The 24,438-nt window shown below is 56.5% G+C and carries 22 protein-coding genes; 15 read left to right on the top strand and 7 right to left on the bottom strand.

Annotated features, from left to right (window positions below):
• The first annotated feature begins 26 nt into the window (after positions 1 to 26).
• Genes RGB73_RS10035 through RGB73_RS10055 form a run of 5 tightly spaced genes read left to right on the top strand, consistent with a single transcriptional unit; the run spans position 27 to position 4,850 of the window.
• Positions 27 to 1,424 carry a sugar phosphate nucleotidyltransferase gene (locus RGB73_RS10035; protein ID WP_310771468.1) on the top strand — a complete coding sequence of 466 codons (1,398 nt, stop codon included), beginning with the start codon at positions 27 to 29 and terminating at the stop codon, positions 1,422 to 1,424.
• The gene (gene rfbG, locus RGB73_RS10040; RefSeq protein ID WP_310774237.1) at positions 1,417 to 2,529 is read left to right on the top strand and encodes a CDP-glucose 4,6-dehydratase; all 1,113 of its coding nucleotides are present in this window, start codon (positions 1,417 to 1,419) and stop codon (positions 2,527 to 2,529) included. Before RGB73_RS10035 ends, rfbG begins: the two co-directional genes overlap by 8 nt.
• A gap of 19 nt (positions 2,530 to 2,548) precedes the next feature.
• A complete protein-coding gene (gene rfbF / locus RGB73_RS10045) occupies positions 2,549 to 3,316 on the top strand; it encodes a glucose-1-phosphate cytidylyltransferase (RefSeq protein ID WP_310771470.1) in 768 nt (255 codons plus the stop codon).
• A gap of 45 nt (positions 3,317 to 3,361) precedes the next feature.
• On the top strand, positions 3,362 to 3,949 hold the full coding sequence (locus RGB73_RS10050) for an FkbM family methyltransferase (protein ID WP_310771472.1): 588 nt from the start codon (positions 3,362 to 3,364) through the stop codon (positions 3,947 to 3,949).
• Between the two features lie 4 nt (positions 3,950 to 3,953).
• Complete coding sequence (locus RGB73_RS10055) at positions 3,954 to 4,850, top strand: NAD-dependent epimerase/dehydratase family protein (protein ID WP_310771474.1); 897 nt, start codon at positions 3,954 to 3,956, stop codon at positions 4,848 to 4,850.
• 99 nt (positions 4,851 to 4,949) lie between these two features.
• Here the strand turns inward: RGB73_RS10055 and RGB73_RS10060 are convergent, their stop codons facing one another.
• The 6 genes from RGB73_RS10060 to RGB73_RS10085 form a co-directional block, all read right to left on the bottom strand.
• Positions 4,950 to 6,392, bottom strand: a complete 1,443-nt coding sequence (locus RGB73_RS10060) for an FkbM family methyltransferase (protein ID WP_310771476.1) — start codon at positions 6,390 to 6,392, stop codon at positions 4,950 to 4,952.
• 18 nt (positions 6,393 to 6,410) lie between these two features.
• Complete coding sequence (locus RGB73_RS10065) at positions 6,411 to 7,517, bottom strand: glycosyltransferase family 4 protein (protein WP_310771478.1); 1,107 nt, start codon at positions 7,515 to 7,517, stop codon at positions 6,411 to 6,413.
• An 18-nt stretch (positions 7,518 to 7,535) separates the two neighbouring features.
• On the bottom strand, positions 7,536 to 8,474 hold the full coding sequence (locus RGB73_RS10070; RefSeq protein WP_310771480.1) for a GDP-L-fucose synthase family protein: 939 nt from the start codon (positions 8,472 to 8,474) through the stop codon (positions 7,536 to 7,538).
• Positions 8,475 to 8,502: 28 nt separating this feature from the next.
• Entirely contained in the window at positions 8,503 to 9,732 is a 1,230-nt protein-coding gene (locus RGB73_RS10075) for a glycosyltransferase family 2 protein (RefSeq protein ID WP_310771482.1), read from the bottom strand.
• The gene (locus RGB73_RS10080; protein WP_310771484.1) at positions 9,729 to 10,715 is read right to left on the bottom strand and encodes a GDP-mannose 4,6-dehydratase; all 987 of its coding nucleotides are present in this window, start codon (positions 10,713 to 10,715) and stop codon (positions 9,729 to 9,731) included. The genes RGB73_RS10075 and RGB73_RS10080 overlap by 4 nt, the downstream gene beginning before the upstream one ends.
• A 130-nt stretch (positions 10,716 to 10,845) precedes the next feature.
• On the bottom strand, positions 10,846 to 11,694 hold the full coding sequence (locus tag RGB73_RS10085) for a hypothetical protein (RefSeq protein WP_310771486.1): 849 nt from the start codon (positions 11,692 to 11,694) through the stop codon (positions 10,846 to 10,848).
• A gap of 220 nt (positions 11,695 to 11,914) precedes the next feature.
• Here RGB73_RS10085 and RGB73_RS10090 point away from each other — a divergent pair, with 220 nt between their 5' ends.
• Entirely contained in the window at positions 11,915 to 12,622 is a 708-nt protein-coding gene (locus RGB73_RS10090; protein WP_310771488.1) for a class I SAM-dependent methyltransferase, read from the top strand.
• Positions 12,623 to 12,716: 94 nt separating this feature from the next.
• Complete coding sequence (gene gmd, locus RGB73_RS10095; RefSeq protein WP_310771490.1) at positions 12,717 to 13,685, top strand: GDP-mannose 4,6-dehydratase; 969 nt, start codon at positions 12,717 to 12,719, stop codon at positions 13,683 to 13,685.
• 64 nt (positions 13,686 to 13,749) lie between these two features.
• On the opposite strand, the gene RGB73_RS10100 is transcribed toward gmd, so the two are convergent.
• A complete protein-coding gene (locus tag RGB73_RS10100) occupies positions 13,750 to 14,868 on the bottom strand; it encodes a deoxyribonuclease IV (protein ID WP_310771492.1) in 1,119 nt (372 codons plus the stop codon).
• A 198-nt stretch (positions 14,869 to 15,066) separates the two neighbouring features.
• Here RGB73_RS10100 and RGB73_RS10105 point away from each other — a divergent pair, with 198 nt between their 5' ends.
• From RGB73_RS10105 to pepV, 8 genes are all read left to right on the top strand, one after another.
• The gene (locus RGB73_RS10105; protein ID WP_310771493.1) at positions 15,067 to 15,711 is read left to right on the top strand and encodes a bifunctional transcriptional activator/DNA repair enzyme AdaA; all 645 of its coding nucleotides are present in this window, start codon (positions 15,067 to 15,069) and stop codon (positions 15,709 to 15,711) included.
• A complete protein-coding gene (locus RGB73_RS10110; protein ID WP_310771495.1) occupies positions 15,662 to 16,219 on the top strand; it encodes a methylated-DNA--[protein]-cysteine S-methyltransferase in 558 nt (185 codons plus the stop codon). Before RGB73_RS10105 ends, RGB73_RS10110 begins: the two co-directional genes overlap by 50 nt.
• A complete protein-coding gene (locus RGB73_RS10115) occupies positions 16,204 to 16,917 on the top strand; it encodes a 2OG-Fe(II) oxygenase (protein WP_310771497.1) in 714 nt (237 codons plus the stop codon). Before RGB73_RS10110 ends, RGB73_RS10115 begins: the two co-directional genes overlap by 16 nt.
• A gap of 29 nt (positions 16,918 to 16,946) precedes the next feature.
• Positions 16,947 to 17,765 (top strand): SPL family radical SAM protein, encoded by an 819-nt coding sequence (locus RGB73_RS10120; RefSeq protein WP_310771499.1) that lies wholly within the window; start codon positions 16,947 to 16,949, stop codon positions 17,763 to 17,765.
• 296 nt (positions 17,766 to 18,061) lie between these two features.
• Positions 18,062 to 19,087, top strand: a complete 1,026-nt coding sequence (locus tag RGB73_RS10125; RefSeq protein ID WP_310771501.1) for an asparaginase — start codon at positions 18,062 to 18,064, stop codon at positions 19,085 to 19,087.
• 68 nt (positions 19,088 to 19,155) lie between these two features.
• The gene (locus RGB73_RS10130; protein WP_310771503.1) at positions 19,156 to 20,829 is read left to right on the top strand and encodes a peptide ABC transporter substrate-binding protein; all 1,674 of its coding nucleotides are present in this window, start codon (positions 19,156 to 19,158) and stop codon (positions 20,827 to 20,829) included.
• Positions 20,830 to 20,940: 111 nt separating this feature from the next.
• Entirely contained in the window at positions 20,941 to 23,004 is a 2,064-nt protein-coding gene (locus tag RGB73_RS10135) for a sigma 54-interacting transcriptional regulator (protein WP_310771505.1), read from the top strand.
• 11 nt (positions 23,005 to 23,015) lie between these two features.
• Positions 23,016 to 24,437 (top strand): dipeptidase PepV, encoded by a 1,422-nt coding sequence (pepV, locus tag RGB73_RS10140; RefSeq protein WP_310771507.1) that lies wholly within the window; start codon positions 23,016 to 23,018, stop codon positions 24,435 to 24,437.
• Position 24,438: the final 1 nt, after the last annotated feature.

The following is a 24,438-nucleotide window of genomic DNA, read 5'->3' on the forward strand; positions in this document are numbered from 1 at the left end:
GAGAAAAATGGACTGAGGTGGCCTGGATGAAACTGATATTGCTATCGGGTGGTTCAGGAAAAAGACTGTGGCCGCTCTCGAATGATGTCAGATCCAAACAGTTTTTGAAAGTGCTCCACAATCCAGACGGGGAACGCGAGACCATGGTCCAGCGGGTGTGGAGGCAGCTGGCAGCAACGGCATGGCCTCAGCCTGTCTACATTTCCACAGGCAGCGCACACGTCGACTTGATTCACAGCCAGCTGGGAGAGTCGGTTCCCTTGATTGTCGAACCGGAAAAGCGAGATACTTATCCCGCTATCGCACTTGCGGCCACGTATCTTTACACGTGCGAAAACGTCGAGCGCAATGAAGTGATTACGATCATGCCGGTCGACGCTTACGTAGAGCCCCCTTTTCTCGAGAGGGTCAAGGAGCTGGAAAACGTGCTTCGGCTCTCAGGCACAGAGCTCGCCCTGATCGGAGTGACCCCTACCTATCCTTCTACCAAATACGGTTATATCGTCCCTAGCAGGCAGGTCGACTCCGGGGCGGAAGTCCAGCCGTTTTACGCTGTCCAATCCTTCAAGGAAAAGCCGTCGGTCGAGCAGGCGGAAAAGCTGCTGAAGAGGGAGGCTCTGTGGAATTGCGGCGTGTTTGCCTTTCGGCTGGGCTACCTGCTCCGAGAGCTGGAGCGGAAAGGCTTGCCGACGGATTACCATGCAATGCGGCAGCAGTACGCTTCTCTTCCTGCCATCAGTTTTGATTACGAAATCGTAGAGAAGGCAGAAAAAGTAGCGGTAGTTCCTTATTCCGGCTACTGGAAAGACCTGGGAACCTGGAATACGCTGACGGAAGAGATGAACGCGGAGGCAGTCGGGCGGGTATTTCTCGATGAAAGCTGCTCCAACACCCACGTCCTGAACGAATTGGACATTCCAATCGTGTCCATCGGTGTCGCAAACGCGATCATAGCAGCCAGCCCGGATGGCATACTCGTATCAGCGAAAGAGAAAAGCCATCTGGTCAAGGACATCGCCATGGACTGGAACCACCGCCCGATGTATGAAGAGCGGCGCTGGGGATGGTATCAGGTATTGCACTTCCAAAAAACGGAGGAAAAGGGAGAGGTGCTCACGAAGCGGCTGCATATCCATGCCGGAAAACATCTCAGCTACCAATATCACCAGCACCGCAGCGAGGTCTGGACGATCGTGACGGGAGAAGGAGAGTTTGTCTTAAACGATCGCCTGCGCCCGGTCGGTCCGGGTGACGTCCTCGAGATTCCCGTGGGGGCCAAGCATTCGATCCGGGCGTTGAAAGATTTGGAATTTATCGAGGTGCAGATGGGCAGCCGGCTGGTCGAAGAAGACATCGTCCGAATCGGCATGAGCTGGGAGGAAATTGCGGCGCAGGTGAAGCAAATGAGTGTTGCTGATGATTGACCGGGGCTTCTGGAAGCAGAAAAAAGTGTTCGTCACAGGGCATACGGGCTTCAAAGGCTCATGGCTCTGCTTGTGGCTGCACGCTTTGGGAGCAGAGGTCACAGGATTCGCTCTGGCGCCGCCGACCCGGCCCAGCCTGTACGAGACCGGCGGGATGGATGCGTTCGTCCATTCCATCACGGGAGATGTCCGCGATGAGGCGAGGGTACGGGACGCGCTGCGAGATGCAGCTCCGGACATCGTGATCCATATGGCAGCGCAGCCGCTCGTTCGGATGTCGTACCAGAAGCCTGTGGAGACATACGCGGTCAATGTGCTGGGGACGGTCCATGTGCTGGAGGCGGTCCGTCATGCGGTGGAGAGGGGGGCGCCGATTCGGGCTGTCATCAATGTGACGACGGACAAATGCTATGAAAACAAAGAATGGAGCTGGGGGTACCGCGAAAACGACCGTTTGGGCGGGTATGACCCGTACTCGAACAGCAAGGCTTGCAGCGAGCTGGTGACGATGAGCTACCGGAATTCGTTTTTTCCGATCGCCGATTACGCCGCACATGGGGTAGCGATCGCATCCGCCCGGGCGGGAAACGTGATCGGGGGAGGAGATTGGGCCCTTGATCGGCTGATCCCCGATTGTATCCGTGCACTTACGGACGGAAGCAAGATCCGGATTCGCCATCCGGGGTCGGTCCGGCCATGGCAGCATGTACTCGAGCCGCTGCATGGCTACCTGCTGCTTGCTCAGAAACTGTGGGAGCAGGGAAGCCCCTATGCCAAAGAGTGGAACTTCGGACCGGACGACGCGGATGCCAAACCGGTCCAATGGATCGTCGAGAAGCTGTGCGACAGGTGGGGTGGGAGCCCCGGGTATGAAATGGATGCGGACGGGGCGTGGCACGAAGCGCATCACCTGAAGCTGGACTGCTCCCGAGCGAAAAGCGAGCTGGGCTGGAAGCCGCGGTGGACGATCGAGCAGGCTCTCGACCGCATCGTGGAGTGGCATCAGGCGTATGCTCGCGGCGAGGATGTCCGCGCTCTTTGCCTAAAGCAAATCGAGCGCTTCGAACGAGGCGAGAAGGCTTCGCCGCCGGCCGACAAGCAATGAGGGGAGGACCAAAACCGACATGAAGGTGGTCATACTTGCCGGAGGATACGGGACGAGGATTGGCGAGGAGACGCATATCCGGCCCAAGCCGCTGATCGAGATCGGAGACAGGCCGATCATTTGCCACATCATGTCCCACTACTCGCGGTACGGCTACAACGATTTCATCATTTGCCTGGGCTACAAAGGCTACATGATCAAGGAGTACTTCGCCCATTACTTTTTGCATCATTCCGACGTGACCTTTGACTTCCGCAACCGCAATCAAGTGCTCTACCACCATCATACGACAGAGCCGTGGAAAGTGACCTTGATCGACACCGGAAAAGATACGGCGACCGGAGGCAGAGTCAAGCAAATCCAGCGGTACGTCGGAGAGGAAACATTCATGCTCACGTACGGCGACGGCGTGTCCGACATCGATATCCGGCAGCTGGTGCAGTTCCACCGCTCGCACAAAAAGCTGGCGACGATCACTTCTACACAGCCGCCAGGAAGGTTCGGCGCATTGGAGTTCGCAGACGATGACCAGTCCGTGACGGGCTTTCGCGAAAAGCCGAGAGGGGACGGCGGATGGATCAATGCCGGATTTTTTGTGATGGAGCCAGGCGTTTTCGACTACATCGATGGGGACGACACCGTCCTGGAAAAGGAGCCGCTGGAAGCCCTGGCTCGATCTTCGCAGCTCATGGCCTTCAAGCATACCGGCTTCTGGCATCCGATGGACACCCTGCGGGACAAAAACTACCTGGAAGAGCTGTGGAAGTCGGGCAAGGCCAAATGGTAACGGCCAAAGTCAACGGAAAAGGATCAAGAGGGGGCTGCAAAACGAATGTTGACGCAAAACAGTGAAGAATTATTTGCTTCCATCGGGCCTGGCGATATCGCCATCGACTGCGGAGCAAATATCGGGGAAGTGACGCAAAAACTGGCCGACAAGGGAGCTCTCGTATTTGCGTTTGAGCCGAATCCGTTTGTCTTCCAAACCCTCTGGAACCGGTTCAAAGGCTATCCGAATGTGATCTGCATAAACAAAGGGGTATGGCACGAGAATTACCAGCTGCGCCTGTACCTGCACCAGAATTACCAGCTGGACCCGGTCGGGTCGGCTTACGCTTCCTCTATCCTGGCCCAACACCCCGTCACGGACCAAAACCATTTCGTGGTCGCCGAAATTATCGATCTGACGCAGTTTATCGACAGTCTGGACCGCGACATCAAGCTGATCAAGATCGACATCGAAGGGGCGGAATTCGAGCTGTTGCAAAAGATCGTGGACAAAGGGCAGCATAAGCGCGTGGAAAAAATTGTGGTAGAGAACCATGAATGGCTGATCGAGCACTTAAAGCCAATTGCGGCGAATTTCCGCAAACGCATGGCCGAGGAGAACATTCAGAACATCGACTTGAACTGGGTATAGGCCGATGCGGGTGCTCATCACCGGGGCGACCGGCTTTATCGGGAGCCATCTCGTCAAGGGCCTGCTCGCGGACGGCCATTCGATCTTTATCCTCAAGCGGAGCGGCTCGGATTGCTCGCGGCTCGCAGATGTATGGAAGGATCTAACCGCCGTCGATCTGGACCGGGGACGGTGGCAGTCCCTGTTTGAGCGAGGAGGGGGAGTGGAGGCGATCATCCATGCCGCGACCAGCTACGGCCGGCATGGTGAAAGCCTCGCGGAGCTGGTGCAGGCGAATGTCGCCTTTCCCTTGCAGCTGCTGGAGCTGGCGCAAAGGCAAGGCACTGCCCTGTTCATCAATACCGATACGTTTTCCAGCGCTCCTGCCGTCCTTTCCGCCCATTTTCGAGGCTACAATCTGACCAAGCGGCAGTTTCTCGAATGGGGCAAGGAGATTGCGGCGACCCGTGCGTCTCTTTGTTTTCGGAACATGCGGCTGGAGCATGTATACGGGCCGTTCGACGGGGAGAAAAAATTCGTCCCGTCCGTCATCAAGAGCTGTCTGGACCATGTCCCCGAGCTGAAGCTGACAGCGGGGGAGCAGCGGCGCGATTTCATATATGTCGAGGACGTCGTCGCTGCCTATCGGACTGTGCTCGCGCAGGGATTGAACCAAGGGTGCTCGTTTGCGGAATACCAGGTGGGAACGGGAGTGGCGACCTCCATTCAGGAGTTTGTCCGGCTCGTCCACCGCTTGACGGACTCCCGGACGAACCTGTCATTCGGTGCGCTTCCCTATGCGGATCACGAGATTATGCTTTCGAAGGCAGACAATGCGGGGCTCCGGGAGCTGGGATGGTCCTGGAAGGTGGGGCTGCCGGACGGGATCGGGAAAATAGTGGAGAGTATGACAGACCGGTAAGGGTGAGACTCTGGCTCCCTTGCCGGTTTTTTCATGAGCGGGATCGGCTGCAAACAAAAAAACATGGCCAATTGCAGCCATGCGGACGAGCGTATGCTTTCAGGCGAGGAACGTCTTGTTCGTGCAAAACAGATCGCCGTGGAAAGGCTTCATTTCTTCCAGCAGCTGATTGTAGTTGTTGATCTTGACGATCGTGTCGTCCCGTTTCAGCAGATAGATGTGGGAGAACAGCTTTTCCAGCAGCACGTACAAGACGAGCGGATGCCGGTTGAAATTGTCTCTCATGCTCTCGAGGTTGAACTCGACGATGAGGTCGGGATTCCACTTTCGCAGCGTGTTGATCGCATGTTCCAGGACGATCACTTCCGAGCCCTCTACGTCGATTTTGATCAGGTCTACCCGGGGGATCATGTTCATCTCCACCCAGTCATCCAGCCTCACGCAGTTGATATGCTGGTTGGACTTCGCAATGACCATCTCATCCTGGGGAATGAACGACCACCCTCCGCCCCTTTCATCCTCGTGAAAATGAATGGTGCCGTTGCGATCGAACACACCGAGATGGAGAGGCTCGATATTGTCGATTTGGTTTTCGGCGATCGTCTTCACCAGGTACGCGTAGTTGACGTTGGATGGCTCGAAGGCGTATACCTTCCCTTGCGGCGCCAAATAGCTGAGGGCCAGCGAGATGGTTCCGAGGTTGGCCCCGATGTCCAGACAGATGAAGTCCGGCTGGACGACCCTTTTCAGTGGGTTGATGACATAATGCTCGTAATAGCCGTTCTCCGTCTCGATAAAATGGAGAACGCTCTGGTCGGTTTCGCTGCCGTACACGGCAAACGATTTTTGGTCAAACGGCAACAGGAAATTCACTTTTTTCAATGAGCTCGTCGCTCCTTCGGTTAGTTTGCAGATGCGGATAATGTCATTTTGAACGAAGAAAGACAGATCGGGCCGCAAGCGGTGGACAAATTCTTCCAGCTGCTGGATGGTCGGATAGCCCTTTAACAAAGGGTTCTGCCCGATAAAGCAACGCGCGTCATCGATGAGAATGACGTGATTGGGGACGGAGTGACGCAAGATCGCCTCGAGCTCCTGCAGGATGGGCGTATCGACATCACCGCGTGCCGACTCCAGGGACAAGGGGATATAGTGGCCGTCCAGCCAGAACAGACAAGGCTCCGTGATCGACTGCAGCAATTCGGGCAAGACTCGGCCGCTGTCCCCATGGATGATTTGGACATGGGGATCTGCTGCAAAGAGGTTCGCTGCGGCTTGGTGGAGCTGTTCATCGAGCTCGATGGAAATCACACGCTGGAAGGCGTGCTTGATCGCCTGGACCATGTCCCCGCGGAATGTCCCCGATTCAATGAAAGTGCGGATTCCGTGTCCGCTGGCGTACATCTGGATCGTGGATACCTTCAAGTGGTAAGTCGGGCTTTCCAGCATCCAAAAATCCCACGCTTCCTGCGCGGTCAGCGGGTACGGGACGCGCCTTTGTTCTCTCCACATCTGCACGATTTCCTTCATGCGCGACATCATGATTCCTCCTTTCTCATCCTATGATGGAACCACCGAACGGAATACAGCGAGTGTCTCTCGGGCGCATTTGTCCCAGGAAAATCTCTTCGCCTGTACGTTGCCTTTGGCGATCAGATCCGCTCTGATTTCCGGCTGGAGAATGGCCGCCAGCTTGACTGCGATGTCTTCCGGCATGTTTGGATCAAACAGGAGAGATGCGTCGCCGGCCACTTCCGGAATGCTCCCGCAATTGGAGCTGGTGATCGGGATTTGAGAGCGCATCGCCTCTACGAGCGGAATCCCGAAGCCTTCGAACAGGGACGGGAAACACAGGAATCCCGCGTTGCGGTACAAGTAGGGCATCTCGCCCTGGGGGACGTAGTTCAGCCATTTGATCTGATCCCACAGATGCTGCTGGGAAATGTAGCCCACGACATTCTCGTTTGCTTCCTGGGCGAAGCCTGTGAAGACCATCGGGATGCGGAGGCCGTATTTCTCCCGCAAGATGACAAGGGCTTTCAGAAGGTTCAGGTGGTTTTTATGGTGCCAGGTATTGGCCGGAAAAAAGCCGTAGCCTGGGCTTAGTTGATATTTCTGGATGACGTGCTGGTTGAGCGCTTCATCGAAAGGCAAGGAAAATTCTTTGGAAGCATCCAGGTGAATGGCGTGCACTTTATGATCGGGCAGGCCGTATTTCTGGAGAATCGTCTGCTTGGAAAATTGCGAGAGCGTGAGTACGGCGTTTGTACGAAGGGCGGACGAGCGATAATTGTCCAGCCGCCATCTCAGGGAGTGCTGATCAAAAAACTGCGGATAGTATTCGTGCTGAATGTCCGGGATATTGATCACGCTGGGAATGGGAACGTCGGGCGGATTCAGGACCAGCAAGGGACAAAACCAGAGCTGCAGCTTCAAGGCGCGAATGTAGTGGTGAAAGATGTGATAGGGATTGGTGTTCTCCGGAATCATGATCTTGTGCACGTTGCCTGCCGCTTCGAACGTGTGGAAATTATGGTTGGTCAAAAACAGAAACCACGAATGGCCGTCCCCCGCCTTCATGGAGTAAGCGAGCAGATTGCGCACGTACTGCTCCATGCCGCCGATTTTTCCGGGAATGACCGATATCAGGTTGATGCCGATTCTCATCAGCAAATCCCCCCTTTCCTAGCTCTGATGATTGCGGTACCAGTCGATCGTCTTTCTCAGACCGTCGACCAGCGAGGTTCTGGCTTCAAAGCCAAAGCTGTCTTTTGCTTTGCTGACGTCCAGGAGGCGTCTCGGCTGCCCGTCCGGCCTGTGCGAATCCCAGACGATCTTTCCACAGAAGCCGGTCAACTCCTTGATCGTCTCTGCCAGCTGCCGGATGGTCGTCTCCTGTCCGGAGCCGATATTGACGGGATCCGACCTGTCAAACAGGCGTGTCGCGGAAACGATCGCTTCCGCCGCGTCTTTTACGTAAATAAACTCTCGGGTCACCTCTCCCGTCCCCCAGAGAACGATGCTGTCTGCGCCACTTTGCGTCGCTTCCACACATTTACGGATGATTGCCGGGATGACGTGGGACGTTTCCAAGTCGAAGTTGTCGCCGGGGCCGTACAGATTGACAGGGAGCAAAAAGATCGAATTGAAGCCGTATTGTTCGCGGTACGCCTGCGACTGGACCAGCATCATTTTTTTCGCCAATCCGTAAGGGGCGTTTGTCTCTTCCGGATAGCCCTCCCACAAGTCCTCTTCGCGGAACGGTGCGGGCGTGTATTTGGGATACGAACAGATGGTGCCGATGGCCACGAATTTTTCGACGCCGAACAGGCGGGACTGTTCCATGAGCTGAGCGCCCATGATCAGATTGTCGTAAAAGTACTTGCCGGGATTTTTTTGATTGGCCCCGATTCCGCCCACGACTGCCGCCAAATGGATGATGACGTCGGGTCGGAAGGTTCGCAGCATGGTTTGAATGTCGTGCTCCTTGCGAAGGTCGTAGTCCCGACTTCGGGGGACGAAGACGTGCTCACAGGACATCAGGTGCAGCTGCTCTACGACGTGTCTTCCCAAAAATCCGGCGCCGCCGGTGACGACGATGCGCTTCTGTGCCAGGTTCAGCATGGATCCACCTTCCTTTCGTTTCCGGCTGTCAATAACGGGGAGCGGGAATGCGGTTGTTCACCCAGTTTTGGATGTGGGTTGGGCCTTTGGTAAACTCCTGGTAAAATTTGTATTCCTCCGCAGAAAGCGGGAGGACGTGCGTGGCGTGGTAACTGACCGAGCGGGGGCTGCCGTCTGGTTGCGTACTGATCGTCTGGCGATTGCAGATCAGGCTTATTTCGCACTCTGGCCCGCGGGAGCTGATCGGAATGACGACGTCAAAATGAGGCGTAGTCACCTTGAAATGGTGAGCAACAGATCCGTTGACCAGGACGTGAAAATGCAGGATGGGGTCGTTGAGCGCGTTCGTCCCCTTTAACACCAATGCTTGCATCGGGTTCGCAGGCGGCACTTCAAGCGAAAGACGCAAGTGCTGGGGCGCCCACAGGTCCGAAAAACGGTTGGATGCGACAATTCGAGGCCCCTTGCCGAAGGCGTCGTACTGTTTGATTTTTTGCAGAAACCAATGCGCCCCTTTGTTGTAATGCTTGGTCGTGTAGTGTTGAAGCCACTCGTTGGAGACGGTCCCGAAGTGCTTGACGCTCGTTCGCAAAATTTCCGAAAAGCCGGGCTCCAGCTCGTTGACAAACGTCTTGCAGGCGGCGTACAGGCGCGAATGGGCCAAATAGTCATCGATCGTACCGATAGGGTAGTGCAAGGAAATCCGGTTCCACAAATCGTAGTCCATGCACCAGTCGTGGTTCTCATCCACGCCCCCAACCGCTTCGAATGCATGCTTTCGCAGGAACGCGGCGGGCTGGCAGATGATATTGAGATGAAACAGCTTTTTTCGGTCGAACTCCATCCAGACGTAGGGATACTTCACTTTGTTGTTTTCGTCGATATGGAGCCCTTTTCCGTACACGACTCCCCAATCGGGATGGGCGAGCAGGGCGGATACGGCCTTTCTGATTGCTCCAGGAAAATACGTGTCATCCGAATTCAGCCAGCCGATGATTTCCCCTCGGGCCATCCTCAGCCCTTTGTTGATCGCGTGCGATTGACCGCGGTCCGGCTCGGAAACGTAACGGAACCGCTCCCCCAGATGACTGTACTTCTGCAAGATCGCCAGTGTGCCATCCGTGGATCCGCCGTCCACGACGATGTGTTCGATGTTCGGGTAGTCCTGAGAAAGAATGCTGTCGATGGTTTGCTGGATGAAGGCGCCCTGGTTAAAGGAAGGCGTGATCACGCTGACGAGTGGCAGCGAGTCAGTCATGGCTGGTCACCTCCTGCTTGTTGTTGTTCGCCAATGATCCGGCGCCAGTAATTCAGCAAGTCTTCCATCGACTGCTGAAACGAAATTTCCGGTGCCCAGCCGGTCTTGCTCCTGAAAAGAGCCGATTCGCCAAGCACGATCTCGACATCGGAAGGGCGAAGCCGCCGGGTGTCGACGTGAATCTCCACATGGATCGCCGTATGGGCGAGCAGTGTTTTCAGCATCTGCTCAATGGTAATGCTCGTGCCGGAGGAGATGTTGTACACGTCGCCCGGGTCTCCCCGCTCCAGCGAGAGCCAATACGCCCGGACGATATCGCGCACGTCCGTAAAATCTCGGACGGCTTGAAGATTGCCGACATGTACGCGGGGGGGCTGCATGCCTCGTTCGATCTGGGCGATCTGTTTGGCGAAGTTGGAAGTCACGTAGCATTCCTCCCGGCGCGGTCCCGTATGATGGAAAGCTCGTGTGCGAATGATTTTCAGGCCGTAGCTCTGATAGTATTGATAGCCGAGAAAGTCTTGGGCCACTTTGCTGACGGCGTACGGATTGAGCGGCCGCAGAGGATTGTCTTCCCTGATTGGCGTTTCGTTTGGGTGGACCAGGCCGTACTCCTCGCTGGAGCAAGCAATTTGTATTTTGCAATCGATCTCGTGTTTCCGGACAGCCTCCAAAATATTCAGCTGCCCCACCATGTTGTTCACGAGCGTATCAGCGGGAGAGTGCAAGGAAGTAGGGACAAAGCTCTGGGCGGCGAGGTGGAAGATCAGATCGGGCCGTATTTCTTTGATGAGACGGTCGACGGACTCCGCATCTGTCAGATCGCACTTCTCAAGCCGTACATCGGCAAAGAGCTGGCGGTGCGAATCCAGACGGGTCTGGGACCGAAATGTCCCGAACACCTCTACATCTCCCCGGGATAGGAGATACTCGGCCAGGTGACTTCCGGCAAATCCGCTGACTCCGGTAATCAGTGCCTTCATGTGGCGAAAACCTCCTAAGAGCACAGGATCGTCTTCGGATGGCAAACAGCTTAACATATTATCGATATGAGCCAGTACGAGAAGTCGTCACGGCAGCTGTCTCGGTATACGTGGCGGCCGGGGCAGCCGTCTACTCCGGGACGGGGAGCCATTGGCACGAGCCATAATCGAAGGAGTGGGGCGAAGCATGACGAGGCAAATTCGGCGACAGAAAGAAAGGGATGTAGGCTTTTGCGCTTCCTTGAAAATGCAGGGAGTTTGCTTTGAGATACCGATCGGTGCCCAAGACCTTGCAGGCGAGTGTGCCGTTTACCAGATACATCCTCTTTTTGCCCTCCAGCATCTCGATGGCGGGGCAGGAGGGGGCGAGCGGGCAGCTCAGGTTGTGATCGAAGAAAGAGTCGCCGAACAGCCCGAACGTACTGTTCTTTCGCAAGAAGTAGTTGTGGTAATGGATGCATGTCACCATGTCGGAAAGAGGAACATTGCCGATTTCTTTCGAGTAGTCCAGCAGTTTTTGCAGCAAACGCGGATCCGTGAAGTGGGCGATCATATAATGACAGAATCGGTCGAGAGTGGCGACATCGCAAAACGTTGTCCAAGAAAACTCCAGAAGCAGGTCCTGGTATTCGGGAGGGTTGACGTCGGCGTAGAGCAGCACGTCCGAGTCCAGGTAGTAGCATTGGGAGATATGATTTCGTCTGAGGAAATCCCGCAAGATAAACCATCGCTGAAAGCAGAACAGATTGTAGGTGTAGTCGTTGGAGGAGAGGTGGCGATAGAAATTCGCAAACAGCTGGGCGCTCTGGCCGTAGTCCTGGATGAGATGATGCTCGGCCTGCGGCGGGCAATGCTTGGCATTCTCCTTTGTTCCGATCAGGATGACCCGGGAAGCCGGATTGCTGATTCTGGCCTGCTGCAGGCAGGCGCCCAAGTGCTCTTCATCCGCACGGTGAATAAATAGGATCGGAATGCTCATCAGATCAGCTCCTCTATGGATAAACAAAAGACGGGCAAAATTTGCTTTTATCATATGTGCCTGAAAAGAAGGAAGCAACGGCGTCAGCCTTTCGGGCTGGACGATTCCTTTCCCCTTCTTGACCGCCTGTTTTTTGCTGGGCTCCGTCGACAGCGATGCTTTTTTCAAAGGGAAGTCATACGCTAACGAAGAAGAGCAGCGAAAGGAGTGTGGGGGAGGGATGGATTCCCTTTCGTTCTATGAAAAGCGAATGTATTCGCAAAACGGAGAGGACGGGATCATCGAGGAGCTGTTTGCCCGCATCGGGACAACCAATCGGCTATGCGTCGAATTCGGAGTTTCGGATGGCTTGCAGTGCATGTCCCGCCATCTACTCGTACATCATGGCTGGTCGGGCTTGCTGATCGAAGCGGATCCCGACTGCTTTTGCCGATTGGCGCTGCATTTCGGTCAAGCTCCCGGTGTGAAACTTTGCCATTCTCGCGTGACGAAAGAAAACATCGCTACTCTCTTTCGTGAAAACGGCGTTCCTGACGAGTTTGACTTCCTGTCAATCGATATAGACGGCAACGATTATTGGGTCTGGCAAGCGTTGCACGAGTGGAAGCCGCGGGTCATCGTCATCGAATACAACGCTTCGTTTCCTCCGCCGCAAAAAATGGTCATTGCGTACGACCCCGATTTCAGATGGGACGGGACTTCCCATTTCGGCGCGAGTCTCAGTTCTTTGGCAGAATTGGGAAAGCGGCTGGGCTATGCCTTGATCGGTACGGACACATGCGGGGTAAACGCCTTTTTTCTGCGCCGTGACCTGCTGGAAGTCAGCAGATTTGCCGAATTGACTCCCGAGCAGGCTTATCACGCTCCCGCTTACGGCCCCGACGGGGGAGGGCACCCCAGAAGAAACGGACCTTATTTGGACATCTAGACCGGGTGAGGTTCCAATTGGCACCAACTTTCGGCCATCACAATATACAGTGGAGAGAGCGGTTTTTGATGCCTAGCAAGGGGGTGGATCGATCGTGAAGACAGCTTTCCTGACGGGGATCACGGGTCAAGACGGAGCCTATTTGGCGAAATGGCTGCTGGAAAAAGGGTACCGGGTAGTCGGACTGGTCCCCCGGCGCAGCACGGTGGACCGATGGCGGTTGGAGTACTTGAACATTGCGGACGACGTGGAGTACAGGGAAGGTGACCTCTTGGACGTATCCTCGCTGACTCGCGCGATCAAGGCGTGCAAGCCTGACGAGGTCTATCACTTGGCGGCGCAGAGCTTTGTCGGCTCCTCGTGGGAGCAGCCGATTTTGACCGCCCAAGTGACGGGGCTGGGCGTCCTCCACGTGCTGGAGGCCATTCGCGAGACAGATCCCGGAATCAAGATGTACCAGGCTTCTTCGAGCGAGCTGTACGGCTTGATTCAGGAGCCGCGGCAGACGGAGGAGACGCCGTTTTATCCGCGGAGCCCGTATGCCGTCTCCAAGCTGTTCGGCTACTGGATGACGAAAAATTACCGGGAGAGCTTTCGGATGTACTGCTGCAACGGCATCCTGTTCAACCACGAGTCGCCCTTGCGCGGGTTGGAGTTCGTGACGAGAAAGGTGACGCACGCCGTCGCCCGGATCGCCGCCAACCAGCAAAAGGAGCTTCGGCTGGGCAATATCCACGCCAAGCGCGACTGGGGATTCGCGGGGGATTACGTAGAGGCGATGTGGCTGATGCTCCAAGCGGAAAAGCCGGACGACTTCGTGATTGCCACAGGCAAGACGACCACGGTCGAGGAGATGTGCAGGATCGCCTTCGACTACGTCGGGCTGAATTACCAGGATTACGTCGTGATTGATCCACAGCTGTACCGCCCCGCAGAAGTGGACGTGTTGCTCGGCAACCCGGAAAAGGCCAAAAGGGAGCTGGGCTGGGAGCCGAAGACGAAGCTCGAGCAGCTCATCCACATGATGGTCGAGGCGGATTTGCAGCGAGTGGCGAAGGCGTAACGCAAAACAAAAAACGAGGCTGCGATCGAAGCAGCCTCGTTTTTTGCCATCTGGCGGGCATGGATTAAAAAGCGGCTTTGCCTGCGAACCAGGCAATCATGCGCTGGTTGATCTGCTCTTCGGTGAGGTCCTCAAACAGTCTGGCCTCGACGATCATGTCGTACAGCCGCTCCATCGGCTCCCGTCCGTCCGCCTTCTTCGCCTTGGCGTCGTTTTTCAGCAGCTCCCACGTCTGAACGACGAAGTCGCGGCGATCGACATCCTGCTTGTGGAAGAAGAATTCCATGCGCTCGACTTGATCCAGGAAATCGCTGCCGAAGTGGGCTTCGGTATTTCCACGCAAGAGGGCGATTTCTGCTTCGTACATCGGGCGCTCCTGGCCCTTCTCCTTGGAAATCCAGGGCGTCTCCAGAATCAGCGGGAGGTGGCGGATCTTTTCATGCTCCACGACGTACTTCATCGCATCGAAGCCGATCAGGCCGGCCCCGACCGGGGCGTGACGGTCCTTTCCGGCGCCCCGGAAGTTTTTGCTGTCGTTCAGGTGGACGACGGCGAGGCGATCCAGTCCGATGATCCGGTCGAATTGCTCGAGCACGCCGTCGAAGTCGTTGACGACGTCATATCCGGCATCGTGAATGTGGCACGTGTCCATACATATGGTAAGCCTGCGATTGTCTTCCACCTTCTCGATGATCGCGGCCAGCTCCTCGAAGCTGCGGCCTATTTCCGTCCCTTTCCCGGCCATCGTCTCCAGCGCGATGTTGACATCCGTATCCTTTACGCCGCGGAGCACTTCATTCAACCCTTCCGCGATGCGGGCAATACCGTATTCGGCATCCTTGTCGGTGTAGGCCCCCGGGTGCAGGACGATGTTCTTGACCCCGAGGTAGTCGGTGCGGCGGATTTCCTCCTGCAGGAAGGAAACGGCCAACTCGTACGTGTCGTCCTTGTACGAACCGAGGTTGATGATGTACGGCGCATGGACCACGATTTCTTCCATGCCGTGCTTGTCCATCACGGCTTTGCCTTCCTCTACGTACTGCTCCTCGATCGGTTTGCGCCGCGTGTTTTGCGGAGCGCCGGTGTACACCATGAATGTGGAGGAGCCGTAGCTGACCGCTTCCTCCGCTGCATTCAGCAGTCCTTTTCCGGAAAAGGATACATGCGATCCGATTTTTATCATCTGGGAATCATTCCTCTCTTTTTTTTGGCGTGCATATGTGGATGTGTCTCTTTCCTAAAAGTAGCGCAAGATTCGCAAATAGTCCAATAGGAAGGCGCGCGGGACGCCTTTTTACGGGTTTGAGATCTTGCTATTCTATTCCCGAATGCGTACAGAACGCCTGTGCAAGGGTTATACTGACGGTGGAGGTGAGGCGTTATGGAGAAAGCACAGCCTGGTCCGGAGAAGTTGACGGAAGACAAGTGGCGGGCGATCGTGCAAAACGATGCCTCGTATGACGGAACGTTCTTTTATGCAGTAAAAACAACCCGCATTTTTTGCAGACCCTCTTGCAAATCCAAGCCGCCCAACAAGGAAAACGTGCGCGTCTTCGAAGAAGCGAAGCATGCGATGACAGAAGGCTTCCGACCGTGCAAGCGCTGCAAGCCGACCGGACAGCGATTGCCCGACAACGACTGGGTGGAACAAATCGAGCAGTACATCGACAGGAACTACCAGCAGAGGCTCACATTGGAGAGCATCGCGGACGCGTGCCACGGCAGCCCGTATCATCTGCACCGGACGTTCCGGCGAATCAAAGGGGTCACGCCGGGCGAATACCTGCAGCGTACGCGAATCGCCGCGGCGAGAAAGCTGCTGGAGCAAAGCGAAGCGCCGATGGCCCAGATCGCGCGTGCCGTCGGGATCCCCAATACGTCTTACTTCTTGACTCTGTTTAAAAAAATGACAGGGCGTACACCATCAGAGTATCGCCAATTTTACCACAAACAACCGCCTGTGGAGGTGTTCTTTTATGAAAAAGGAAACGAAAGTGGAAGTGCGCTGGACATTGTTGAACCATGACGGGTGGAGCTTGCATCTGGCTGCGACAGCAGCAGGGCTTTGCTATGTCGGCTCTCAAGGCATGCCCTGGGAGGAGATGGCGCAGTGGGTCAACCGGCGTATTCCCGAGAGTGTCCTAGTGCAGGATGATCAGGGAATGCAGCGGTACGCGACCGCGTTGGCCGAATACCTCAGCGGGGAGCGGGATCGCTTTTCGATGCCCCTCGACGTCCGGGGCACGCCCTTTCAGCTCGCGGTCTGGGAGGCGCTCGGCCGGATTCCGTACGGGCAGACACGGACGTATTCCGACATTGCCGCTCTCGTGGAGAAGCCATCGGCAGTCCGGGCAGTTGGCACAGCGATCGGGGCGAATCCCGTCCTGATCGCCGTGCCCTGCCACCGGGTGATCGGGAAAAACGGAGCCTTGACCGGTTATCGCGGCGGGATGGAGATGAAAGAAACGCTGTTGCGGCTGGAACAAACCGCGGCGCGTGCGGAGGGGAGGCAGCAGTCGTGTCTGACCATTTGAGCGCGCGAATCGCCGCCCTCGATTGGGAGAGGCAGCAGCAAGCGTTGGACGAACAAGGATACGCCGTGCTCCCGCCGCTGTTGACTGCTGAGGAATGTCAATCGATGATCGAGACGTACGATCAGCCGTCCAGCTTTCGCACGACCATCGACATGGCCCGCTATCGCTTCGGGGTCGGGGAATACAAATACTATCAGGCGCCGCTGCCGGATCTCGTGCAGACACTGCGGGAAGGGCTTTACCCCCAACTGGCGCAAGCAGCGAACCGTTGGCTGGGACAGCTCGGCCGGGATGCGGAATATCCGGATACCCTGTCCGAATTCCTCGATCATTGCCACGAGATAGGCCAATTGCGTCCTACTCCGCTGATCCTGAAGTACGAGGCGGGCGGGTACAACTGTTTGCACCAGGATTTGTACGGGGATGTGTTTTTTCCGTTTCAGGTCGTTTTTGTATTGAACCAAAAGGATGAAGATTTCACCGGCGGCGAATTTTTGCTGGTTGAGCAAAGACCCCGGGCGCAGAGCCGTGGCCACGTCATCTCGCTTCAGAAGGGGGCGGGACTGATTTTTCCGACCCAGCACCGGCCGCAGTCAGGCTCGCGCGGGTACTACAAAACGACCTTGCGCCACGGAGTCGGCACAGTCACTTCCGGGACAAGATACAGTCTGGGAATCATTTTTCACGATGCCAAGTAACGATGCCAACGAAGAGGAGTTCGCGAGGTATGAAAGTGCAAATCGGCGAAAAACGGCCGAAGACCCTGCTCAATAAAGGAACCGGCTTTCTCTCCGGGTACACGCATTCGCTGAACCCGTACACAGGCTGCTCGTTTGGCTGCTCGTACTGCTATGTGCGACAAATGCCTGTCTCGCTTTTTCGCGAAGGAGAATGGGGGACATGGGTGGACGTCAAGCAGGAAGCGGCTGACCTCCTGCGCAAAGAGCTTACCCGGGCCAAGGCAAAAGGGGAGGTCACGATCTTCATGTCTTCGAGCACGGATCCGTATCAGCCGGTTGAATGGAAACAGCAGGTGACGAGATCGCTTCTCGCCGTGATGGCAGAGGAGCCGCCCGATTTTTTGTTCGTCCAGACCCGCAGCCCGCTCGTTACCCGCGATATCGACTTGCTGCTGCGGCTGGGAAACCGCGTCCGGGTCAGCATGACGGTAGAGACTGACCGCGAAGATGTCCGCAAGCACTTCTCGCCTGCAGCTCCGCCGATTCCCGCAAGGCTTCAGGCGCTGAAACGATTGAAAGAGGCGGGAGTGCCGGCGCAAGCGACGATCGCCCCGCTGCTGCCCAGCACGGAAGCCTTTCCCGACGTGCTGGCTCCGCTAGTCAATCGCGTCTGTGTGGACGATTATTTTATGGGCGACGGCAGCGGAGGCAGACGGACCCGCCAGCTGGGCATCCGACAGAAGTATGAAGAGTTGGGCTTGGAGGAATGGTACAGTTCAACCGCGTACCAGATCGTACTCAAACGGCTGTCCCGTGTCTTTCGGGACGATCAGCTCTATGTGAGCGAACAGGGCTTTGCGCCTTGAAAGGAAAAAAGGAATGAAAGAGGCACCCCTATTTCCCGGAATGCGGGAGAGTGGGGTGTATTTTGTTTTCACAGAAGAAGGAGAGGAGGGAATGTGACCCTATTGCCCATACAGCTGCACCTATTGAGATAAATGGGTGAACCTGTTTTTGCTTGAAGAAAAAACAGGCGGTCCCTTTTTGGCTGAAAAAGACTGAAAATTCCAGGCTTTCCCGAAAGCTTCCACTGTTGGCATGCGATTTGCTTAGTTGGAAAAGTACAAACATTCCAACTTTCATGAGCCAAAGGAGACTTGTTATGAACGTGGTAGCCAACGTATACCGGGGAGAGATGGTGGAAAGCTCGCATCTCGGCCATATCGCCGTCGTCGATTCCCAAGGAACCTTGCTGTATTCCTTCGGAGATCCCCTCCGTCTCACGTACGCCCGATCCAGCATGAAACCGCTTCAGGCCATTCCGATCATCGAGACGGGAGCGGCGGATCGCTTCGGGCTGGAGCCGGCAGATTTGTCCCTGTGCTGCGCCTCTCACAGCGGAGAGCCCCGCCATCGCTTGCGGGCGCTGGGAATTCTCGAGCGGGCGGGACAGCCGGAAGCCGTCCTGCAATGCGGGACCCATGTGCCGCGCGACGAGGAGAGCTACAAGCAGCTGATCCGCGATGGCAAGCCGCTTACTCCCGTCTTCAGCAACTGTTCGGGAAAGCATTCCGGCATGATTGCCACGGCGACCCACATGGGGGAGGACGTTTCCACGTACCATCTGCCCGACCATCCGGTGCAGCAGCGGATTCTCGAAGTGGTGGAGGACATCGCGGGCTACCCCAAAGAGAAGATTTACATGGGGACGGACGGCTGCGGAGTGCCGGTGCACAGACTTCCCCTTGCCAACTACGCTTGGGCCTTTGCCAAGCTGGCGAAGCCTCAGGCCGTGGACAATCCCGTCCGGCGCAAAGCGATCGAGCGCATCACGGATGCCATGACCGCCCATCCCGAAATGGTCGGCGGCAACCACCGTTACTGCACCGACCTGATGACGGCTTTCGGTGGGAGAGTCATCGGCAAGGCGGGGGCGGAATCCGTCTACTGTCTGGGAGATCGGCAAACAGGGCTGGGCATCGCCGTGAAAATCGAGGATGGCGGTGCCCGGGCGATCAACGCCGTGGTGAACGAAGCGCTCCGTCAGCTCGGCATCGGTCTCGACGGTCCATTGGAAAAGCTGGGCAGCTACACCAATCCGCCGATCACAAACATGAGCGGAATCACAGTCGGCCGCATCGAAACCGTATTCGCCCTGGAACCGATTCAGCGCTCTTTGCACGAATAAATGGCGCCAAACGAGGAGCCGTTTATCGATAAACCATGTTTCCACAAAGAAAAAGGGGGTCCAATTCTATGAAACAGCAAAAAAGATGGAAGGTGCTCAGCACAGCCGCTCTTTTGGCCGTGCTCGCCGTGACGGGCTGCAGCCAATCGGCGGCGCCGCAGCAAGGTGGGAATGCAGGAGCGCCTGCCGGTCAAACAGGGCAAGACGCGGGTGGACAAGCAGACCAGTCGGCCCGGCTTCATCTCAATCTGAAGACGGAGCCGCCTTCCCTCGATCCGCCCAAAGGCTTTGACAGCACGTCCAACGAAGTGCTGAACGCTACGATGGAAGGACTGGCCCGTCTGGACAAGGACCATAAGCCACAGCCGGCGATGGCGGAAAAATGGACGGTCAGCGAAGACGGCAAGACGTACACCTTTACGCTGCGGGACAGCAAGTGGTCCAACGGCGATCCGGTAACAGCCGGAGATTTCGAGTTTGCCTTCAAGCGGATTCTCGATCCGAAAAACGCGTTTCCGTCCGCCTTCCTCGCCTATTACATCGACGGGGCCGAGGAGTTCAACAAAGGCAAGGGAACGGCTGACGGCGTGAAAGTAAAAGCGCTGGACGATAAAACGCTCGAGGTGCACCTCAAAGCGCCGGCTGCGTACTTCCAGCACATCATCACACAGCCGACCTTCTTCCCGGTCAACAAGAAGGTCGTGGAAAGCAACCCGAAATGGGCGGAGAACGCGTCTACACTCGTCACGAACGGGCCGTTCAAAATGGAGGATTGGGTGCATGACCAGTCCGTCAAAGTGGTCAAAAACGACGGGTACTGGGACAAGGATTCGGTCAAAATCGCGGGGATCGACTGGGTGATGGTCAACGACGAGAATACCCAGTACCAGATGTACAAGACCGGTCAGCTGGACATGGTGCAGACGGTGCCGATCGACATGAAGCAGCAGCTGATCGAGTCCGGCGAAGCCAAAGTGGAGCCGGAAGCGTCCATCTACTACTACCGCATGAACACCAAGATGCCGCCGTTCACCAACGCCAATATCCGCAAGGCGTTCGCGCTGGCTATCGACCGCAAGACGCTGATCGACAACGTGGTCCAAGGCAAACAGCCGCCTGCGCTGGCGCACGTGCCGCTCGGCTTCCCGGAACCGGACGGAGGCGATTTCCGCGAAAAAGGCGGGGATTTCTTCAAAGACAACGATGTCGAGCAAGCAAAGGCGCTCTTGAACAAAGGGATGGAAGAAGAAGGCTGGACGTCGCTGCCGCCCGTTACCATGACGTTCAACACGAGCGACACGCACAAAGCCATTGCGCAAGTGCTTCAGGAAATGTACAAGAAAAACCTCGGCGTCGATGTGAAGCTGGAGAACAAGGAATGGAACGTGTTTTTGGCCGACCAGCGCGCCCGCAAGCTGCAGTTCTCCCGTTCCACCATTCCGGCCGACTATGGCGATCCGGTCAACTATCTGGAGCTGTTCGTGACCGACCATCCTGGGAACCGCATCAATTACAGCAACAAAGATTACGACGCGATCGTGGAGAAGATCCGGGGTACGGCCGACGAAACGGAACGGTTCAAGCTGATGCATGAAGCGGAAAAAATCTTTATGGATGACATGCCGCTCGTACCGATATACTTTGGAACCAAAGTATACATGGATCAGTCCAATATAAAAGGAATCGTCCGCCATCCGGTGGGAACGCTCGATTTCAAATGGGTGGAAATCGGGAAGAAGTAGGAATTCGGTGGAAGACAAGGGCCGTGAGCACGAGTCCTTGTCTTCCCTTTCCGTCATGAGGCTTTTACCGGTGGCGAGAACGAACAACAAGAATCGTATGGAGCCGATGATATGGAGAAAAAAACCGTAACGTTTGTCGCCAGAATGGATGAGTTCCTACAATCCGTCGTCAGTCAATGCCACGAGCTCGGTATTTCCGAGGATATTCACGTCGAGGCGATCCGGGTCGATCAGCTCCCCTTTCGCCCCATCTCTCCGGGAGCGCTGGTAGTGATCTCGACGAAAACCATCGCTCCTCTGGTAGAGCCGTACTTGCCGAAAGGGGCCAAGCTGATCGTCGCGAAGCGGATGCTGCCGTACCACAACCTTCGAGAGATGCTGGAGATTCCCAAGGGAGTAAAGGTGCTCCTGGTGAGCGACACGAAGGAGACCGCCCAGGAAAATGTGGACCTATTGCGTGCTTCCGGCATGGACTTCGAGCTGTATCCGTACTCTCCGGGAGCCGACTATCCACCGGATATCGAAATCGCCGTCACGCCGGGAGAGGCCGAGCACGTTCCGCCCCATATCCGCAAGGTGGTCGACATCGGTTTTCGCGTCATCGATCTGTCCACATGGCTGGCGATTTACGCCCATTTCCACAGCGACCATTTCCAAAAGGTGACGGCGCGCGCGATGCAGTCGCTCATCTACATCACGAAGGAACTGAACAAGGAAATCCAGCACGCCCGTCTTTTGCGCAATTATCTGGAAGCGATCGTCAACCGGATCGAGGATGCGGTCATCGCCTTTGACGAGAGCGAGATCGTCCGGTTCGTCAATCAGAAAGCGGTCGACTCTCTCAATCTGCACGGCATCCGGGTAGTGGGAGAGAAGTCGGCAGAATGCCTGCCGCCCGATTTCTATGAATCGATCCGGCTGTGTGAAGAAAACGAGGATGTTTTGGTAGATTGGGCGAACAAAACCTACTTTTTCCGCAAAATGCACATTGTGATGGAAGGGGTCTTTCTCGGCAGCCTGCTTTTGTTTCGCAAGGCGGCCGATATCGAAAAGCTGGAGCACGACTACCGCATGCGTCTTTACAGCAAAGGGCTCGTTGCCAAGTACCAGTTTGACGACATCTACGGGGAGAGCGCCTCATTTCGGCAGGTGATCCAGATCGCCCGCAAGATCGCCCGCAGCAATTCCACGGTGCTATTGCTGGGGGAGACGGGGACGGGAAAGGAATTGCTCGCCCAGGCTATCCACAATGCTTCGCCGCGGCGCAGGGAACCGTTTGTCGGCGTCAATTTCGCTGCGATCTCCGAATCCTTGCTGGAAAGCGAGCTGTTCGGCTACGAGGAAGGAGCATTTACCGGAGCCCGGAAAGGAGGGCACATCGGCTGGTTCGAGCTGGCGCACAAAGGCACGATATTCCTGGACGAAATCGGGGATGCCAGCGGTGCCATCCAAAACAGGCTCTTGCGCGTGCTGCAGGAGCGGCAGATCATGCGCGTCGGCGGCAACAAGGTCATTCCCACGGACATTCGCGTCATCGCAGCGACAAATCAGGACTTGCAGCAGATGGTGCAAGAGGGAACCTTCCGCGCCGATTTGTACTATCGCCTGAACATCCTCCCCATTCATTTGCCGCCGCTGCGAAACCGCAGGGAGGATATCCCGTGGCTGGCGGATTATTTCGTAAAGAAGTACGCAAACGACCTGCGCCGTCCGCCGTTCACGCTGTCAGGCGAGGCGATGAAGGCGCTGCTCGATTACGATTGGCCGGGGAACATCCGCGAGCTGGAAAACGTCGTGGAGTACCTGGCGCACATCGTCGACGACGAGGCGTACGCCTTTCATCTGCCGTTTCTGCGGCAGCCTGCTTTCGAGCCGGTTTCGCTGGACGGCATGGACGGGGCGTGCGAGGCGGTCCTGATCGAATACCGAAAGCGGGGTTTTTTGGAGGAGATGACCGCGATCCTGCTGGAGCTCAGTCAAGGAGGACAAGGCCGGTACAACCTTGCCGACCAGCTTCGGAAACGTGGGCTGGACGTATCTTCGCAGCAGCTCCGCTACCGCTTGAAGCTGCTTGCGCAGGATGAGCTGATCCACGTCGGAAAAGGCAGGCAAGGCAGCCGGATTTCCTCCAAAGGGGAAGCGTTTCTCGCCTTTTTGCAGCAGTCGAAACCATGAGGGGGATGGATATGAGTCCAGATTGGAAAGAAGAGGCTTCAGCGCGAATCGGTTCGTTCGTGCAAGACCTGAAAGTGTTTTTGGCGATCAACAGCATCGAAGATATGGGCACGGCGAAGGAGGGCAAGCCTTTCGGGGAGGGGGTCGCGCGGGCTCTCGAATACTTGCTGGAGCGGGGAGCTGCGGACGGCTTTCGCACCAAAAACGTGGACGGCTACGCAGGGGTGATCGAATACGGGGAAGGCGAAGAGGAGGTCGGTGTCCTCGTCCATGTCGACGTCGTCACGGTTGGCGACGGGTGGACGACCCCTCCCTTCGAGCCGCACATACGCGACGGCAAAATTTACGCGCGCGGGGCCATCGACGACAAGGGACCGGCTCTGGCTGCTTACTATGCCATGCGCATCGTCGCGGACTCGGGGCTGCCCTTGTCCAAGCGGGTGCGGCTGATCATCGGGACGGACGAGGAGAGCGGATGGCTCTGCATGAAGCACTTTGCCGAAAAGGAGAACGTCCCGGAGATCGGCTTTTCCCCGGATTCCTCCTTTCCGATGATTCATGCGGAAAAAGGCCAGATCAATCCGACCCTGACGCTGCCGATCCAGCCGGAGCCGGGGGGCGGTCTTCGGCTGCTCTCCTTCGCCGCGGGCGATCAAGGAAACAGCGTGCCGGACAAGGCGGTTGCCCGCATTGCCGCCTTCCCGGGAGAGGCAGCGCCTCTGGCATCCCTTCAGGAAGGCTGGGAGGCGTTTCTGCACAGGCACGGCGTCTCAGGGGAGCTGAAGAAAATGGCTGCGGAGGAGTGGCAGTTTACCCTGCGCGGCAAGCCAGCCCACGGTAGCACGCCGGAAGAGGGGACAAACGCGGGCACACTGCTGGCCAGTTTTCTCTGCAGGGATGCGTTTGCAGGCTCGGATTTTGCGTTTTTGTCCTTTCTGGGCAAAGTGCTGCACGAAGATTACTACGGCGAAAACCTGGGCATGGCGTGCGAAGATGAGGTCTCGGGAAAACTCACGGTCAATCCGGGGATTCTTCGCTATCACCCCGAGGAAGGAGCAAGCGTACGCCTGAACATTCGCTATCCGGCTACCATCTCATGCGACGAATACGTGGAAAAGCTCAAGAGCACGGTGGACGGGTTCGGCTGGACAATCGCCGGCCTGCGCACATCCAAATCGCATTTCGTCCCGAAAGACCATCCCGTCATCCGCACCTTGTCGGGCGTGTACGAAGAGCATACAGGCCTGCCGGCACACCTGCTGTCCTCGGGAGGCGCCACGTACGCCAAGATCATGAGCGCTGGTGTGGCATTTGGTCCTCTGTTTCCTGGAAAGGAATCGGTGGCGCACATGGCGGATGAATACGCCGAGATCGACGACCTGGTGAAGGCGATGGCGATCTACGCCCACGCCATTTACGAGCTCGCCAAATAAA

Origin of the sequence: Brevibacillus brevis (assembly GCF_031583145.1) — a bacterium.
Taxonomy (GTDB): domain Bacteria; phylum Bacillota; class Bacilli; order Brevibacillales; family Brevibacillaceae; genus Brevibacillus; species Brevibacillus brevis_E.